At 56.4% G+C, this 15,916-nt stretch carries 13 protein-coding genes and 1 pseudogene; 6 read left to right on the plus strand and 8 right to left on the minus strand.

What is annotated here, in order from left to right:
• Nucleotides 1-197 precede the first annotated feature (197 nt).
• A complete protein-coding gene (ilvN, locus tag Fuma_RS21070; protein ID WP_077025854.1) occupies nt 198-734 on the minus strand; it encodes an acetolactate synthase small subunit in 537 nt (178 codons plus the stop codon).
• 307 nt (nt 735-1,041) lie between these two features.
• Nucleotides 1,042-3,126, minus strand: coding sequence for a fibronectin type III domain-containing protein (locus Fuma_RS21075; protein WP_077025855.1), 2,085 nt, complete (start codon nt 3,124-3,126; stop codon nt 1,042-1,044).
• Nucleotides 3,127-3,499: 373 nt separating this feature from the next.
• Here Fuma_RS21075 and Fuma_RS21085 point away from each other — a divergent pair, with 373 nt between their 5' ends.
• From Fuma_RS21085 to Fuma_RS21100, 5 genes and pseudogenes are all read left to right on the plus strand, one after another.
• Nucleotides 3,500-4,159 carry a DOMON domain-containing protein gene (locus tag Fuma_RS21085; protein ID WP_077025857.1) on the plus strand — a complete coding sequence of 220 codons (660 nt, stop codon included), beginning with the start codon at nt 3,500-3,502 and terminating at the stop codon, nt 4,157-4,159.
• The gene (gene glpQ, locus Fuma_RS21090; RefSeq protein WP_077025858.1) at nt 4,156-5,238 is read left to right on the plus strand and encodes a glycerophosphodiester phosphodiesterase; all 1,083 of its coding nucleotides are present in this window, start codon (nt 4,156-4,158) and stop codon (nt 5,236-5,238) included. Before Fuma_RS21085 ends, glpQ begins: the two co-directional genes overlap by 4 nt.
• A 170-nt stretch (nt 5,239-5,408) precedes the next feature.
• Nucleotides 5,409-6,254: pseudogene (locus Fuma_RS36660) on the plus strand (alpha/beta hydrolase); the annotation flags it as partial.
• Between the two features lie 126 nt (nt 6,255-6,380).
• Nucleotides 6,381-7,025, plus strand: a complete 645-nt coding sequence (locus tag Fuma_RS36665) for a carboxylesterase family protein (protein WP_083732609.1) — start codon at nt 6,381-6,383, stop codon at nt 7,023-7,025.
• Nucleotides 7,026-7,081: 56 nt separating this feature from the next.
• Nucleotides 7,082-8,605, plus strand: a complete 1,524-nt coding sequence (locus Fuma_RS21100) for a hypothetical protein (protein ID WP_077025860.1) — start codon at nt 7,082-7,084, stop codon at nt 8,603-8,605.
• A 25-nt stretch (nt 8,606-8,630) separates the two neighbouring features.
• Here Fuma_RS21100 and Fuma_RS21105 read toward each other — a convergent pair whose 3' ends face one another.
• From Fuma_RS21105 to Fuma_RS21125, 4 genes are all read right to left on the minus strand, one after another.
• Nucleotides 8,631-9,251 carry an acyltransferase gene (locus Fuma_RS21105; protein WP_077025861.1) on the minus strand — a complete coding sequence of 207 codons (621 nt, stop codon included), beginning with the start codon at nt 9,249-9,251 and terminating at the stop codon, nt 8,631-8,633.
• Nucleotides 9,252-9,333: 82 nt separating this feature from the next.
• Nucleotides 9,334-10,794, minus strand: coding sequence for a hypothetical protein (locus Fuma_RS21110; protein WP_077025862.1), 1,461 nt, complete (start codon nt 10,792-10,794; stop codon nt 9,334-9,336).
• A 252-nt stretch (nt 10,795-11,046) separates the two neighbouring features.
• Nucleotides 11,047-12,141: a HEAT repeat domain-containing protein gene (locus tag Fuma_RS21115; RefSeq protein WP_145944287.1), complete on the minus strand. Its 1,095-nt coding sequence runs from the start codon at nt 12,139-12,141 to the stop codon at nt 11,047-11,049.
• An 860-nt stretch (nt 12,142-13,001) separates the two neighbouring features.
• On the minus strand, nt 13,002-13,325 hold the full coding sequence (locus tag Fuma_RS21125) for a carboxymuconolactone decarboxylase family protein (RefSeq protein ID WP_077025865.1): 324 nt from the start codon (nt 13,323-13,325) through the stop codon (nt 13,002-13,004).
• 136 nt (nt 13,326-13,461) lie between these two features.
• Between Fuma_RS21125 and Fuma_RS21130 the strand changes: the two genes are divergently transcribed.
• Nucleotides 13,462-15,285, plus strand: a complete 1,824-nt coding sequence (locus Fuma_RS21130) for an IS1634 family transposase (RefSeq protein ID WP_077023619.1) — start codon at nt 13,462-13,464, stop codon at nt 15,283-15,285.
• Here Fuma_RS21130 and Fuma_RS21135 read toward each other — a convergent pair.
• Together Fuma_RS21135 and Fuma_RS21140 are read right to left on the minus strand one after the other, a co-directional pair.
• Entirely contained in the window at nt 15,259-15,570 is a 312-nt protein-coding gene (locus Fuma_RS21135; RefSeq protein ID WP_077025866.1) for a hypothetical protein, read from the minus strand. The genes Fuma_RS21130 and Fuma_RS21135 overlap by 27 nt on opposite strands.
• 55 nt (nt 15,571-15,625) lie before the next feature.
• A complete protein-coding gene (locus Fuma_RS21140; RefSeq protein WP_077025867.1) occupies nt 15,626-15,907 on the minus strand; it encodes a hypothetical protein in 282 nt (93 codons plus the stop codon).
• Between the last annotated feature and the right edge of the window lie 9 nt (nt 15,908-15,916).

The following is a 15,916-nucleotide window of genomic DNA, read 5'->3' on the forward strand; positions in this document are numbered from 1 at the left end:
CGTAATTCCTAGTATCGATGAGTAGTGTGTTGAAACAAAAAATGGCTGACGACGTCCGTCACAGCGACGAAAGAAACAGCTCAGCCTTGAAAATCCGACGGTCTTCACCCGCGCCATCGCGGAATGCGGGCGGTCGTGGTGAAGAATTCCTTCTGGCTGCGCGAGCCAGAATACCGCAACAAAGCGGGCAGGTCAGGTCAGGAGGCGGTTGCATCTGAAACTTCCGGAATAACGTCCGGAGGCAGATCCTGCGTAATTGTGGCGTTGCGAAGCATGGCTATTCGGCCGGTGCGAACCATTTCCAGGATGCCGAATTCCCGCATTCGGTCGATGAAAGCTTCAATTTTGCCTTCGCGACCTGAAATTTCGACCATCACGTGGTCTTCGCCAACATCCACAATGCGACCGCGGAAGATGTCGACCAGTTCCCGAATCTCGGTCCGGCGACCGCCTTCGGTGCTGACCTTGATCAACATCAGGTCGCGTTCAACAAATTCCGAATGCACATAATCCTGCACAGTGACCACTGTGACCAGCTTTTCCAGCTGCTTGCGGACCTTGTCGAGGACCTTTTCGTCGCCGTTCACGACAAACGTAATGCGAGAGAACTCTTCGTTTTCGGTGGCTCCCACAGCCAAACTGTCGATATTGAAGGCTCGTGAAGCCAGCATGCCGGAAATGTGGGCGAGAACACCAGGCTGGTTCATGACCAGCGCAGAAAGAACGTGACGCATCGGAATTGAGCTTTAACTTCGTGACAAACGCAGGGTTTGTCAGCAACCGTGGCTGAATGACGGCCGATAGGCCATCCTGAGTGGGCGTGAAAGCCCGAAGCTGCGTCAGTCTACGGAGCACCAGCACGCTGGGCAACCAGACATCTGCATTCCCGCAAGGTTTCACCGGGTTTGGCAGACAGGGCCGCAAGGTTGACCTCCAGCGCGTGTCTCAAAGCTGTTTTACCCGCCGTGGAGTGGCAGCCTTCGCATTCCAACGGGAATAACGTCGACAATCCGGCCGTTATGGCGTCACTGGCTTGCTGTATCAGCCATTTTCACGAACGTCTTTGCCGGCCCACCACTCGGTTTCGACGCATTCCTGAGCCAGAGTGCTGACCAGATCGATGTCGAGCTGAGCGGCCGCGTTGCCGCGGACCGGTTGCATTGGCAGCGGCGAAAGATCGTCCGCTGGCGGTTGAACGTCTTCTTCGAAGTCCGCCATTGACGCCGGAACCGAATCATCCGGTTGCCAGCTGTCCTGAGCCGGCTGAGTTGTGGCAGCGGCTTCCACGTTCAGTTCTCGCGGCAGGCTGGTGACCATCAATTCGTCGTCAACCGGCGTGGCATCGGTCGTGGGAATGCCGCCTTTGAAGCTGACAGGCGCACTCCACGGGCCGAACGAACCGTCGGCCATGATCGCTCGCACCCAGATTCGGTAGTCACCTTCACTAAGTGGTACCGAACCTGGATTGGCCGGATCGTTAGGCTGGAACGATGTATCTTCGATTCCGCTCACGTTGACGAATGTGAAGTCAACGCCGACGTGAGACACCCAAACCTCGTAAGAAGCAGCTTCCGGCACGCCAACCCACGTAAAGGTCGGGAAGTCGACCACTTCGCCCGGCGTAGGCGACGTAATGACTGGACGACCGCCGGTGATGGTCATGTGTTGAGGAGCACTCCACGGTGAAGGATTACCGCGCGTGTCCAACGCTCGCACCCACACGGTGTACTGACCAGCCGGAAGTGCTTCCGCAAATGTGTAGCTGGTTGTGGTGCTGGTTGCCTCAAGAAACGGAGGTCGTGAATTAAATTTGTGAACCAACACTTCGTAGCGAGCCGTTCCGTGAATCGGTGTCCATGTCACGGTTGGAGTGGCCGACGTGATAACACCCTGGTCCGGCACGGGGGCTGTGATCGCTGGTGCCTCGATGCTGCTGAAGGTAGCAGGGGCACTCCACGCACCAGTCACCGTTGGCAGGCCTTCGCCCATGTTGATCGCTCGCACCCAGAAGCGATATTCGCCAGACAAAATTTGGTACAGAGTTTCCTCACCGTCCTGATCCAGCAGCGGGCGTTCGAAGGCTTCGACTGTGCCATTGTCGTTTTCAACGATTGGCGTGCCCACTTGAGATTGGACCATCTGAGTCGACTGCCGGGTCGCGTTGGCAGTCGCTTCGACAGTGCGACGGAAGAAGGGCGACGTCGTGCCGACTTCCGAAACGTAAACTTCGTAGTGAGTTGCCCCGTCAACAGTGTCCCACGTGAGGTCCGGTGTGACCTGAAACGTAGGAGAATCCGGCGTCAGGTTCTGCGGGTCCGGCCCGACATCAAACGTGTACGCAGAACTCCATCCTGTGGCCTTGCCGCTCAGGTCGATAGCACGAATCCAGATTCTGTAACGCCCCATATCGAATTCGCGAGGTTCGCTGTCGGCGTCCGTCGGATCTTCGGGAATGACAAACGAACGAACTTCCTGCAGAACCAGATTGCCATCGTCATCGACTGTGGGGTTGCCCTCGTCGTCCAAAACGGGCGTTAGATTCTGTACAGTGTATTGCTTCGAATAGCTCGTGACGTCGATTGGATCGGTTGACCCGGCGTCAGCCGCTGCTTGTTCCAAAGCTCGTTTTTCAGTGAGATCTGTCACCCAGATCTTGAACTGACTGGCCGCGCGAGGCGAGGTCCATGTGATTTCGGGTGTGCTGTCGGTTGTGCGATTCGTTGCCCCGGTCACGCCCGCTACGCTGGCAGTAGGAGCCGCAACGATGGTGGCGACGGACGCGGGAGACCAATCAGACGAAGTGTCATCAGAAAAATTGGCTCGCGCCCAAATCCGAATTTTCCCGAGCGTAACTTCGCCTTCGGCGGCCGTGTAGCTGGTGCCGACGATGTCTCTGGCCACAAAGGCGGTCTCGTAGGTTTCCAGGCTGGTGACCCACAAGTCGTAGCTTTCGGCGCCATCAACGGCTTCCCACGTGAACTGAGGCGTCGCGTCTGCCACGTCGCCGGTGGGTGTCAATATGTTCGGCGTAGTGGTCAGAAGCAGCCGCGATTCCAGCGTATCGATCTCAGCGGGGTTCACGCTCGTGATGCTACGCTTCGCACCAGCACGAATTTTAGAACGCATTGAAAATTTCATAGATCTGCCACTTCTTTGCTATCCAGAAACGATCCCACCAAGCGCGATGCCTCTCATCCAGTATCGGTATCGCCTTTACGGACGTCCGAAGTCGAAAACGCGACGGGGGGATATGCCAAATGGTCCGGATTAACCCCCGCCCCGCTCGCCAGCTCTTGGTGAACCGAACCAACTTCCTGATTTCTCCATTCGGCAGAACCCGTCCAAACGGAACTGTTCGCCTTGATGGACACTGTGTTTCGGCAACGGTTGCCGCAGAATGAAGACGATTGGGCGTTCTGCTCCCAACACTGGAACTTTGCCTGTGGCGGGCTTACAGTCTGATGCGCGCCCCTTCAGACCACTCGAAAACGAACCAAACATGGATCACGTTGTACCTCCTTCGCTGCTGTTCGATTTTCGGCTGCCCGTGCCAGGTTGCGACGGGCCGTCGAAAAAGGCGTCCGGTCGGCTGCTGAATCTGCCGGACGACTGCAGGCTGTTCGTTCCGTCGGCGATGAACGACCAACCGTCTTTCGCGTCCTTTAAGGCGGGTTGGAATGCGGACGGATTTGGCATCGCCGTTAACGTTGCAGGCAAGACCAAACCCACCGCCGGTTCGGCCCACGACACCAAACATTCAGACGCCATCCTGTTGTGGATTGATACTCGCCCCGCTGGCAATGTGCATCGAGCGACAGAATATTGCCATCACTTCGCCTGCCTGCCGGTCGATGAAGAATCCGACGACGCCCCGGCTGTGGTCGTGATGCCGATCGCTCAACAGCGAGCTCAGCGGATCGAATCGAATCCCAAAAAGATGGTATACCGAACTCACCAAAAGAAAGACGGGTACGAATTCGAAGTGTGGATCCCGGCCAGCCAGCTGTACGGGTTTCGCGACGTTTCAGAATTGGGGCGGATCGGTTTTTCCTGCGTCCTCCAGGATTCGGAACTCGGTGACCAGCCGCTGTCGATTGGCGAAGACTTTCCGACGGCGTACGATCCGTCTACATGGCTACAATTGGAGTTACTGACATGAAACTAAGTGCCTGCTGTGTTCCCATTCTGTTGATGAGCGTCCTCATGGCCGACGACGAGATCCCATCAGCAGCAAGCCGCGGCCGAGTGGCCGCAATTAGCCAGACGCTGTCGCTGCCGACGCCCATTGTGATCGCTCACCGAGGTGCGTCCGGTTATCTGCCGGAGCACACAACCGAATCAGCCGCGTTCGCTCACGCGCTGGAAGCCGACTACATCGAACAGGACGTGGTGCTCACGAAAGACAGTGTCGCCGTCGTGCTGCACGACGTCACGTTAAATTCAGTGAGCAACGTGGCCGACGTTTTCCCCGACCGTTCCCGCGACGGCAAATACTACGTGTTCGACTTCACACTTAGCGAACTGAAGCAACTTAACGTCGTGGAACGCTACGAATCTGAATCACGAAAACGATTCCCACGCGGCAAGGGCAACTTTCAGATCGGAACACTGAAAGAACACATCGAATTGATCCAGGGCCTCAATCAATCACGCCCACACACAGCGGGGTTATACGTTGAAATCAAGCAGCCCGCGCTGCATCGAAAAAACGGCCTGGACCCATCCAAAGTTATTCTGCAGACACTGGCCGACTACGGTTACAAAACCAGCAAAGACAAAGTCTTCCTGCAGTGTTTCGAAGAACCGGAAGTCCTGCGTCTGCGAACGGAACTCAAGTGCCGACTGCCGCTGATTCAACTACTCGGCAACACCCCGACGGCCGAAGAAATCGCTGCGATCTCCAAAGTCGCAGACGGCATCGGCGTGAAACTCACAGCCGTTGTATCAGGAGCGAAAAACGGCAAGCCGCAAGTCACCGATGTGGTTGCGGCGGCTCACGAACACGCTTTGATGGTTCACGTCTGGACGTACCGCGTTGACGACCTGCCCGAGTTCGCAGAATCTCCCACCAAACTATTGGACTGGCTGGTGAAGGAGGCTCGCGTCGACGGCATTTTCGCCGATCATCCGGACGTCGTCCTGACGTGGCGCAAAGCGGCTCACGCTCGAGCAGAACTGCCGGGGCCGTTCCATCTGCTGAAGGGCGGTTCCAGTAAAAAAGGGGCGTCGTCGAATTGATGTCCGGCTCACCCCGCACGTAGAAGTCACTGCGACGTTCAATGCTGCTTCGCGCTGAGCCGCGACAGACGATATGTTTGACTTCGAAATCATCTCCGATCATTCCACAGGCTGTGTCCGCCATGAAACATTTCTTTGTTCTTCTTTCTGCCGCACTTTTCGCATTGCCCATGCCCAACCTAACCTCGACCTGTCATGCGGATGAAGATCCGGACGCCATTTACGAACTCGGCCCGGAATCTCAACGGCACGAAGGTGTTCCGAAGGGCGACGTGACAAAGCACGTTTGGCAAAGCAGCATCTTTGAAGGCACAACTCGCGAGTACTACGTCTACGTGCCACAACAGTACGACGGAACTCAACCCGCCTGCGTCATGGTGTTTCAGGATGGCCACGCTTATGTCAGCGAAGACGGGCAGGTACGAGCTCCCATTGTGTTCGACAACGTGATTCACAAGGGCGATCTTCCTGTCACGATTGGTGTCTTTATCAACCCCGGCCACAAGGCCGACAAACAGCCCGAAAATCGTTGGCGAGCCAACAATCGAAGCTTCGAATACGACACGCTTAGCGATCAATACGCCCGTTTCGTGATCGAAGAACTACTGCCACACATTGCCGAAGACCAAAAACTAAACTTGACCAATAGTGCGGACGATCGAGCCATCTGCGGTGCGTCGTCCGGCGGCATTTGTGCCTTCACGGCGGCGTGGCAGCATCCGGAATGGTTCAGCAAAGTGCTAAGCCACATCGGCAGCTTCACCAACATTCGCGGCGGACATGTCTACCCCGCATTGATTCGCAAGACGGACAACAAGGCTATTCGAGTCTTCCTGCAGGACGGCGAAAACGACCTGGACAATCAGCACGGCAACTGGTGGTTGTCCAATCAACAGATGGCGGCCGCTTTAAAGTTCAAAGACTACGACTACAAATTCGTCGCAGGCACAGGCCGTCATAGCCCAAAGCATGGCGGAGCGATTTTACCGGATTCGTTGCGTTGGTTGTGGCGTGATCACGTGGTGGGTGGAACAGAACCGGCCAAAGATGAAACCAAAGTCGACGCAACGGAAGTCTTCGCGGACAAGACTGTTCAATACACGGGCGGCGAGTTCAAAGACGAAACCTTTCACTACCGAATCATGCCGCCTGCCAAGGTGGAGGAAGGCAAAAAGTATCCGCTGGTGCTGTTCCTGCACGGCGCGGGCGAACGAGGGGACGACAACAAAAGTCAGCTTCAATACTTCCCCGAACAAATGGCTCAGCCTCGCTGGCGAGAACGTTTTCCGTGCTATGTGATCGCGCCTCAGTGCCGCAAGGATGCGAAGTGGGTTGAGGTCGACTGGAGTCTTGAGGGAACTCATGAAGCACCAGACGAGCCGGGTGATCAGATGAAAGTCGTCATGCAAATTATTGAAAAGACAATGGCTGGCGAGCCAATTGATAAGAGCCGAATCTACGTCACCGGCCTGTCGATGGGAGGCTACGGTTCATGGGACCTGGCCGTCAGAAAACCAAACCTGTTCGCGGCGGTCGCTCCTATCTGCGGCGGTGCCGACAACGACAGCCTTGCGGTATTAAAAGATGTGCCCGTCTGGGTGGCTCACGGAGACGCGGACAACGCAGTGCCGGTCGAACGCAGTCGCCTTGCCGTCGCCGCACTTCGCAAGGCGGGCGGCAATCCGGTTTACGTCGAACTGCCTGGCGTGGAACACAATTCGTGGACTCCATCGTATTCCGATAACGACGGGCTGGTGCCATGGCTGTTCCGCCAGAAGAAGCAGTAAGGTTGCCGAAAGTGGGTTGCCCGCGCAAATCCCAGCTCCCGATCACGCCGATCAAAATGCAGGGGTGGCTCGTCGTGGTGATGCTGCTGACCGTGGTCGGTTGCGGCGACTCATCGCAGCCTTCTGCCCCGCCTTCGCCCAAAGCCGAGCAGCAGGCATCGTCATCGCAACCAAAATTCGAGTCGCCCGTTGCAGGTGTCTTCAGGAAGGACACACCTCCGCCCGAAGAGGTAGCAGGTAAAAACGAGCCTGAGTATCCCGCGCAAGTTGATGCGTTGCATTCTGATGGATCGCAAGATGCGAACGTCCAACAACGCATCGCCGATGATCGTCCGCCTCTTAGCGAAAAACGCCTGCAGGCCAACGGCATTTCGCGCTATGATGGCCGCCGGCTAATTCTGCTCTCGGACCTTCCGGCCGACAAGGTAGCTCATCTGCCGGCGTTGGCCGATCAGCTCTTTGCAGCGTTGGAAGCTCACTTCGGCCCACTGCCGCCTGCATCGGATGGCTCAGAATTTAAGGTGACGGGACACCTAATGGCCGACGAAAATCGCTTTCTGGCGGCGGGCTTGATGCCGCCTCCCGGCTACACGTTTCGGCAGGGACGACATCTGGATTATCAGTTCTGGATGTACGACCAAACGGAGGACTATTACCGCCGTCACTTGCTGTTTCACGAATTCGTTCATTGCTTCATGACCTGCGAAAGCGGCATGCAGGACATTCCACCGTTGTGGTACATCGAAGGTATGGCCGAATATTTTGCGACTCATCGGCTGGTTCCAGACGGCCAGTCTGTCGCTAGAGCAGAGTTTGCGGTTCTGCCGGATGGTTTTGAAGGCTTCGAAGGTTGGGGACGCATCTCAGAACTTAAGCGACAGTTCAGGCGTTCTTCAACTTCAACGTCTGAAACCCTGCCGATACCTTCTTTGCCCGAAGTGATGCCGAATACTGTCGCCAATTTTCAGGCAGACGATCAGTACGCTGCTTCATGGGCACTGTGCTGGCTGCTGCAGACGCACCCGAAATACAAATCCGTTTTCGACCCCTTAATAGAACTTCGCCGACGCGATGAATTCATCGGGCAGAATGCTGCGATTCTCGAATCCGTCGAAGACCAGTTGCGAATTGATTGGTTGCTCACGGTTGAAGACCTGGAAGAAGGCTTCGACGCCAAACGCAGCTTCCCCGTGCATCGGAATGGCGCTTCCGCCAGCGGCAGCAAACTTAAAGTGCGAGCCAGTTACGGCTGGCAGGATTTCGGCTTGCAAGTTTCAAGTGGAGATTCCGTCCGGATCACCTGCGACGGCTGCTTTTCAGTCAACGATAAGCCAACGCGATGGGTCAGCGAACCTCAGGGCGTCAGCATCGAATACCATCGCCGCCAACCGCTCGGCAAAGTGATCGGCATCTGGGTCGCGGACGATGGCTTAAAGATTTCGCCGCGTTTTCCGATCGGCCGATCAGCCACAGTCAACGCACCGTTCGACGGTTCGCTTTGGCTGCAGGTGAACGACAGCAGTGCGAGCCGCCATAACAACGACGGCGAGGTGGCAGTGAGTTTCGACACCGCCCAATAGCCGTCACCGCCAGCCGCCAGTCAGATTATGAGGTCGCTTCCTCCCACCAGTCCTCATCGCGCCACGAATCGTCACTTTGAGCACCCCATAAATCTGTTTGCGGTAATAGCTGCTCCGGCAGGTTGCCTTCGGCAATGTGGTCCGGCAAAGGAGAATGACGAGCGGGCACGCCATAGGCCATCGTGTTCGGCGGAACGTCTTTATTGACGACGGCTCCAGCACCGACCATCGAATTGCGGCCAATCGTCACGCCAGGACAAACAGTCACGCCGCCGCCGATGCACACATGGTCCTCAATAATCGGCCCCTGCACGGCGGGATCGGCTCGCATAGGATATCGAGCATTCAGAAACGTGGTGCAAGGTCCCACGAATACCATGTTGCCGATGCGAGTTGTGCTGGGCAAATAAACCTGAGCCATCAGCTTAACTCCGTCACCGATCTGCAATCGACCTTCCAGACAACACTGATGATGCACGACGCAGCGATTGCCAATCGTTACTTCAGCGCGAATGATCACCTGATGCCCGCATTGGAAACGATCTCCAATCGTGGTGTTGGCATAAATTGTAGTGCCCGAACGAATGATGGCGTGGCTGCCGATACGAGTCGGCTGCGAATCGCCGGGATAGCGATATCCCAGCACGACGCCCGCGTCGACCTGAGCGCTCGGCCCGAGTTCAAAGTATCTATTCGAAGCGATGCTGTATCCCCTTTCGAAGGTTCACCTATCCAGAAAATTTCTCAAGCAGCTTCACAGCCGCGTCCGCAACCACATCTCCAGCAGGCTTGCGCAGCGGTGGGCGAAACTTTGTGTAGCGATAATGAGCACTCATGTATTCCTGTCCGCCCACGTTAGCGGCGTCAGTGATGTAGCCATGAGAGAGGTTGGTATAACCGCCCGGCAGATTGATGGGAAGCGGCGAACGACTTCGTATCTGCCGGCCAATCCCCTGGAACGGCTCGAAAGGCATTCCCACGATGCCGACGTCGCCGACACGCAGCACAGAAATGTCGACCGGCAGCGACGTCGGCACAGAATCCGCTTTGCCCGCTTCGTGAATCCCCAAGGCCCACACATTCCATGTTCGCACCATTTCCGCCAGGCCAGCTCGGTAAGCAGGAGAAAGGGCTCGCGGAAAATTCTGCCCCGCGCACATGAGCGTGTCTTCGTCGCCCGCTTTGGCTCGCCGAATGAAGTCATCCATCTCGGCCAGTTCCTGTCGCAGGAAATCTTCAGACGGCAGCGAATCAAGCGGCAGCTGGACAGTTTCTACGGCAAAGTTCATGCCTTCACGAGCTGAATGCTGCAACTGCGGCAGGGCATCAATGTAACTTTGCCCCAGCATGCCACCGAACGTCATCGACCGCTCAACATCACCCGAAAGCATGAATTTCGAATTCACGTCAGCCGCGCAGCCCTGCAGAAATGCAATCGGCACTGTTCGATTGCTATCAAGATGAGCGGCGACAAGATCACACGCCACCTGCGACCATTCGCCGAAGACCAACGGCTTTTCGGGATGATAACTGGTGACCGGATGGCCGGTGAAATGAGCGATCGCCGCCACCGGCTTGCCGTCCGAATCATTCAAGATGACGAGCGGTGCGTGAGTATCAATGTCGCCATTAAAGTCGACGCCCAGCCGCTGGCGATCTTCTTCACGCATCAGATAACTTGTGCCATCGGCTCGCCGGCCTTTGCGATTGTACGTGATGCGGTCTTCGTGCCCTTCGGTCCAGGAAACGGTCACCGGCTGTAATAAGTCCGGCAGTTGCCCCGCCGTCTGCCGCAGAATTCTCAGAAACTCTTCACCCAACGGCAACAGGTCGGCGGGCTGTATGGGTTCATCGTAAGTGGCATACTGTTGCACGGCGTTGCGAGCGAACACAGCGCTGCAGTGGTTGTGTGACGTGCAAAGAAGCACGTTCGAAACTGGCAGCCCCAACAGTTCGGCGATCGATTGCCGGAACAGATCGCTAACATTCACCGGCGTTGTCCCGGCGAAGTGAGTCGTGATCAGGCACACGCGATCACCCTGATCCTCAAGCAACAGCACGGTCGTCTTCAGCGGCCCAACCACTTTCTCGACACGCACGCCCGTGCGGCTGTCAGTGTCAGCGTTCGGTTCCGGCGCGAGCTCGAAGACAGCAGCGGACGCCCGCAGGCGCGATGAGGAGGATGGCATGGTGGGACTCGGGATGGTGACGTGTGGTAGGTGCAACTGAGATGCTCGGAACCCATAACATATCTCAGTTGCGTTCTGGTTGCATCCCAGCGGAACCACTGCCACGAAGCAAGGAACTGCCATTCCTTTGTGCGTCGTCGTGCAGGAAGGTTTTGCTCAACACGTCGACCTTCCGCAACAATGTTCCAGCGTCGGGAACGAACAGTGCTCGGGAGCGATGAAGTGAAATGTCACGCAAGGACCGCTCGCAACTTACCCAGGACGGGCTGCCTGAAGCTTGCTCAGCAGTTCCTCTGTTTTCTTGGGAATCTGTTGAAAAATGGTCCCCGGCCGCTGTGCCATGAGCCTGACTTGGGGCAGCGCCTTTGCCGCCTCCGGTCCCAGTTCTGTCAGAGCCGACAGCGCGTACCATGAAAGCTTGTGGATCGCGGACGACGGTTGATCAACCTTCGTTGTCTCGTCGAGAATTTGAATGACGCGAGGAATTGCTTCAGCTGCATCAGTCCCGATCGATGAAAGTGTCATTAAAGCCAAAATGCGGTGAGAATCCCCCATGTCGCTGGGGTAAGCAAATCCCATAGCCATTGACTGATCCCGTCGCTGTATCACGTCCAGCAGCACTAGCAGGCACTCTTCCGGTTTCCCCGTCAGGTTCCAAATCGCACTAGCCGCCGCAGTTCGAACGGCAACGTCGTTGTCTTTTGCCAGTTTGCGGATGGGCTCAAGCCAGGCTTTTTCGTTACGGCCTGATTTCCCCAGCAGATAGACGGCTCTCCATTGCAACGGTGGGCTCTTTCCACTCATGGCCCTTAACAGAAACCTTGTGGCGGCCGCGTCATTGGCAATGGTGACCAGAGTCGCGGCGGCATGAATCTGAATGACGGGGGACGAATGTCCGAGTTCCTTTCTGACAAGCTCGACCTGCCCCGATGCACTCTCGCCAAGCAATCTTAGTGAACTCAGCAGTCCGAGCTTCTCACCAATCTCTGCCGACTCCATCAACTCCGCCACGTCATTCGCGTACGGTTCGCAGACATCCGGAATTCGTCGTACGAGTGAACAAATCGTCGATGAGTTGCCGCAGTTCTGTAGCCCGAAGTTCCTAACACTCACCTGAATCAGGCGATTCACCTCAGGAAGCGATTCCTCCGGCCAACGTGTGTAGAGCAGTTGTTCCATTGCAGAAGGCACATCCAAATTTGCTTTGTTCGAAGAAATCTGCGTCCTCAGTTCCGCCAGTCTTTCCCCGAATGCGGCCCGAAGCTCGGGCGTGATCTCGTCACCGAGCAAGGGGCAAGCGATAAGAAACGCGGTGACGGTAATGGCACGACAGATCAATGCTATCACGGCGTTCTTCCTCGTTAAGTTCGCTGACTCACTGATTCAGTTGCATCTTGTTGGACCGCGTTCCTTGCCTGCCTAACTTCCATGCTCGGCTACGTCCCGCTCCACACGAAAGGCTGAACGACCGTGATTGGGGGATTCCGCAATGTGTTCAGTGTACTTATGATTCGCCACTCCCGTCCTGCCGCTCACTATCGTTTTGGCAGCGTCCGTGCAATCGGCCTGTTGACCTGTGGTCAATGACCATCAGCAACACTGCGGCAAGAATAGCTATTGCTACGCCTGTTGGCATTAGTGTGTACGACACACGCTCCCAATAATTTGAGACGTGAATTGGACCGGGAGGATCGCCGAATCCTTCGTTGTATGCTCGAGCGATTGGACCGATGGGGATCAACATGATCCCAATTGCGATCGTGACTTTCAGAATCAGCCTAAGCCAACGAGATGCCTGCACACTCATCTCCGGAAGTCGGTATCGTTTCAGTTGTGGTCCTTGGAGCACCCGGACATGGAGCCCACAGCGCGGAACTGTTAACACGGGGGAAGCCCCCCGCTGCCTGCCATGATAGGCAAGTGCACAAGCGGCGCAACCACCATCAGCTATTCGCGTGTACCACTTTAATGTTAGTGGAAATTGTCCACTCCCAATAGCGAAAGGGCGGTCGGATGGGCCACGCGAGCGACTTTCGCTAGCGGTCACCTCGAGAGGATAGAAGTGCAGGCGTCAATCAGTCTGAAATCGGACGTTGTCGCGCGTGTCCCAGCCGCCATAATTTTTTCCACTTGGACTACACCTTCATCCGCACCCAAGTGACGCCTGCTCAGCGGCGGACCGCCAGCTCTCATTTGCCCCCCCAAGACTAAGGCAGTTCGATGTCCAGGCCGTGGTTGAAGCGGTTGGTGAAGTTTGCCAGTGCGACGGTGGCTGCCAGAGTCACCAATTCCGTATCTCCGATGTGCTCCTTGACGGCTGCGACCGTCTTGTCGCTGACGTTTGCTGTCTTCGTCAGCTCTTCCGCATACTTTAGGACCGACTTTTCGGCCTCGCTAAACAGGTCGCTGTTTTCGAAGTCTTCGGTCGCGCGAAGTTGATCGCTGGTTAGGCCGGCATTCAGTGCGGCTTTGGAATGGTAGTGTGAACAGTATTCGCATCCGTTAACCCAACTTCCCCAGCAGCGGCACAAAATGTGGTTGCAGAGAATTTATTCGGCGTGTTTTTGTTATCGAAGTTTCAAAAGTCCAGCGTTTGAAATCTGAAACACGATGTAGTGACGACCTCTGATCTGGCCGGTCAGAGATCGATCGGTAGCATTTGCGATCATGTTCATTCGCCAATGCCATCGAATCAAAAACGGTCGTCGCCACGCCTACTGGGCGCTGGTCGAATCGTATCGCTCGGCCAGTGGGCCGCGGCAGCGGGTGGTCGCGTGGCTGGGGAAGCTTGACGAAGCCGGTCGACTGGGCGTCCATCAGGCGGCGGAAGTTTTGGCCGGTAGCGATGAGGTTGCACCCGGTGTCACCGCTGATCAGTCACAACCGCTCAGTCGACAGATGCGATTCGAGTTCGATGATGATGCGTCTGCCGTGACTCCGCGATGGGTCGAAGTCAACGCCGCCGGAGTTCGTGTGGAAAACCTGCGACAGTTCGGCGGGCCGTGGATGGCTCTGCACCTGATTCGCACGCTGCAACTGGATACGTTCCTGAGCAACGCGATCCCTGAAGGTCGTGAACTGGTCGGCTGGGATGTGAGTTCGCTGATTCTGATCATTGCGCGGCTGCTCGAACCTGCCAGCGAACTCTTCACCGCCGAACAATGGTATCCGAAAACGGCACTGCGGGATCTGCTCGGCGTGAGCGAAGAACGTGTGAACGATAATCGGCTGTACCGCACACTCGATCAGCTGCTGCCGCACAAGGACGCATTGGAAACGCATCTGAAGAATCGCCTTGGCCATCTGTTCGATCTCGAATACGACCTGCTGATGTATGACGTCACCAGCACTTACTTCGAAGGTCAGGCCGAACGCAATCCGCTGGCTCAGCGTGGCTATTCGCGCGATAACCGCAGCGACTGCAAGCAGGTCTGCATCGGGCTGGTGGTGTCTCGATGCGGAATGCCGCTGGGATACAAGGTGTTTGCCGGCAATACGGCCGACGTTACTACCGTGGAACACATCGTCGAAACGATGGAAGCACGCTACGGGAAAAGCGATCGCATCTGGGTCATGGATCGCGGCATGGTGTCGGAAGACAACATCGAATTCCTGCGCGAAGGCGGTCGACGCTACATCGTCGGCACTCCCAAATCGATGCTGAAGAAGTTTGAACACGAGCTGCTGAAGGAAGACTGGACCAGCATTCGCGATGGCCTGGAAGTCAAGGTCGTGCCGTGGCCCGGCAGCGACGATCCGGATGAATCGGAAGACTGCAACACATCGCCGGAGACATTCATCCTGTGTCGCAGTCGCGATCGATCAAAGAAGGAAGAAGCGATCACACAGCGCTTCGAAAAGAAGATCGAAGAGTCGCTCATCCGCATGACGGCGCGGTGCGATAAACAGAAACGCGACCCGATGAAGGTCGAACGTGAGATCGGCCGGCTGCTCGGAAAGAACACTCGAGCGGCAAAGCTCTTCGACGTGAAAGTCACGAAGACAGATGACGGGGCCGCACGCATCGAATGGTCAAAGATCGAAGCTACGCGTGACTGGGCGACTCTGAGTTCCGGATGCTATCTGCTGCGAACGAATGTCAGCGACTGGTCCGACGAAGAACTTTGGAAGGCGTACATCCAACTGACCGAAGCGGAAGCCGCGTTCCGAATCCACAAAAGCGATCTTTCGATCCGCCCGATCTGGCATCAGAAGGAGGACCGTGTTCTGGCACACATCTTCGTGTGTTTTCTGGCGTATGTGTTGTGGAAGACGCTCGGCCAGCTGTGCAGCAAAGCAGGGCTGGGCGACGAACCGCGCCGTGTGCTTGCGGAGCTGTCGGAGATCCGTTCGATGGACGTCGTCCTGCCCACTCGCACCGGCCCGGAGATCCGCACCCGCTGCGTGTCAAAGCCCTCCGACCATCAGCAGATTCTTCTGGAAAAGCTGAGCCTCAAACTGCCCTCAAAAATAATCCAAAAGCAAATGTAGTGGAAACTTCTGGCCGCTCACCCCACAAAACACTGCCTTCGTGACTCGAGTTGGGGAAGTTGGGTTAACTTGAGAGGCCTTAAAATACGCCAGCTCACGCAGTTTGTCGGGCAGGTTGTTGTGCAGCCCGGCATCGATACTAACCACGCCTTTCAGAACGTCTGGCTGGTGAGCCATGGTGCCGAAGATGTTCAGCACCTTGCCGTGCTTTTTCTCAATGGCGTTCAGCAGGTCGTGAACTTCGTGAGACGCGCTGGTTTTGTCGAGCGGTGTAACGTGAGGCATGATTTTCGCTTTCTAATTCAGATCGAAATAATGGTCAGTCAGGATTCCGTGGCGGTTATTCGCCCGACCCGGAGGTTGAATGAGGTCGCCTGTTGCGTGCGGCCGAAATCGACGATGCCGCGCCAACGACGGCTACGGCGACCCACGCGGCGATTCCGACGCCCTTGTCTTCAGTTTTCGCAGACGTGTAGGCAGCCGCCGCTGCCACACCCAGTACAGTGACCGAACTGGACAGAATAGACGGCCAGCCGGATCGCCGAGTTGGCAATTGAGCTTCTGCTGGTGGTGACAAGTCGCGTGGTGATTCACGACCGACGGAGGGCATTGTGTTTTCCATAGCGATGTC

The organism is Fuerstiella marisgermanici (genome assembly GCF_001983935.1).
Taxonomy (GTDB): Bacteria; Planctomycetota; Planctomycetia; order Planctomycetales; family Planctomycetaceae; genus Fuerstiella; species Fuerstiella marisgermanici.

Coding starts and splice junctions, on each gene's coding strand:
- Fuma_RS21075 (WP_077025855.1), bottom strand. CDS start 3,126: ATGCGTTCTAAAATTCGTGCTGGTGCGAAGCGTAGCATCACGAGCGTG.
- ilvN (WP_077025854.1), bottom strand. CDS start 734: ATGCGTCACGTTCTTTCTGCGCTGGTCATGAACCAGCCTGGTGTTCTC.
- Fuma_RS21140 (WP_077025867.1), bottom strand. CDS start 15,907: ATGGAAAACACAATGCCCTCCGTCGGTCGTGAATCACCACGCGACTTG.
- glpQ (WP_077025858.1), top strand. CDS start 4,156: ATGAAACTAAGTGCCTGCTGTGTTCCCATTCTGTTGATGAGCGTCCTC.
- Fuma_RS36665 (WP_083732609.1), top strand. CDS start 6,381: ATGCCGCCTGCCAAGGTGGAGGAAGGCAAAAAGTATCCGCTGGTGCTG.
- Fuma_RS21135 (WP_077025866.1), bottom strand. CDS start 15,570: ATGCCTCACGTTACACCGCTCGACAAAACCAGCGCGTCTCACGAAGTT.
- Fuma_RS21110 (WP_077025862.1), bottom strand. CDS start 10,794: ATGCCATCCTCCTCATCGCGCCTGCGGGCGTCCGCTGCTGTCTTCGAG.
- Fuma_RS21130 (WP_077023619.1), top strand. CDS start 13,462: ATGTTCATTCGCCAATGCCATCGAATCAAAAACGGTCGTCGCCACGCC.
- Fuma_RS21085 (WP_077025857.1), top strand. CDS start 3,500: ATGGATCACGTTGTACCTCCTTCGCTGCTGTTCGATTTTCGGCTGCCC.
- Fuma_RS21100 (WP_077025860.1), top strand. CDS start 7,082: ATGCAGGGGTGGCTCGTCGTGGTGATGCTGCTGACCGTGGTCGGTTGC.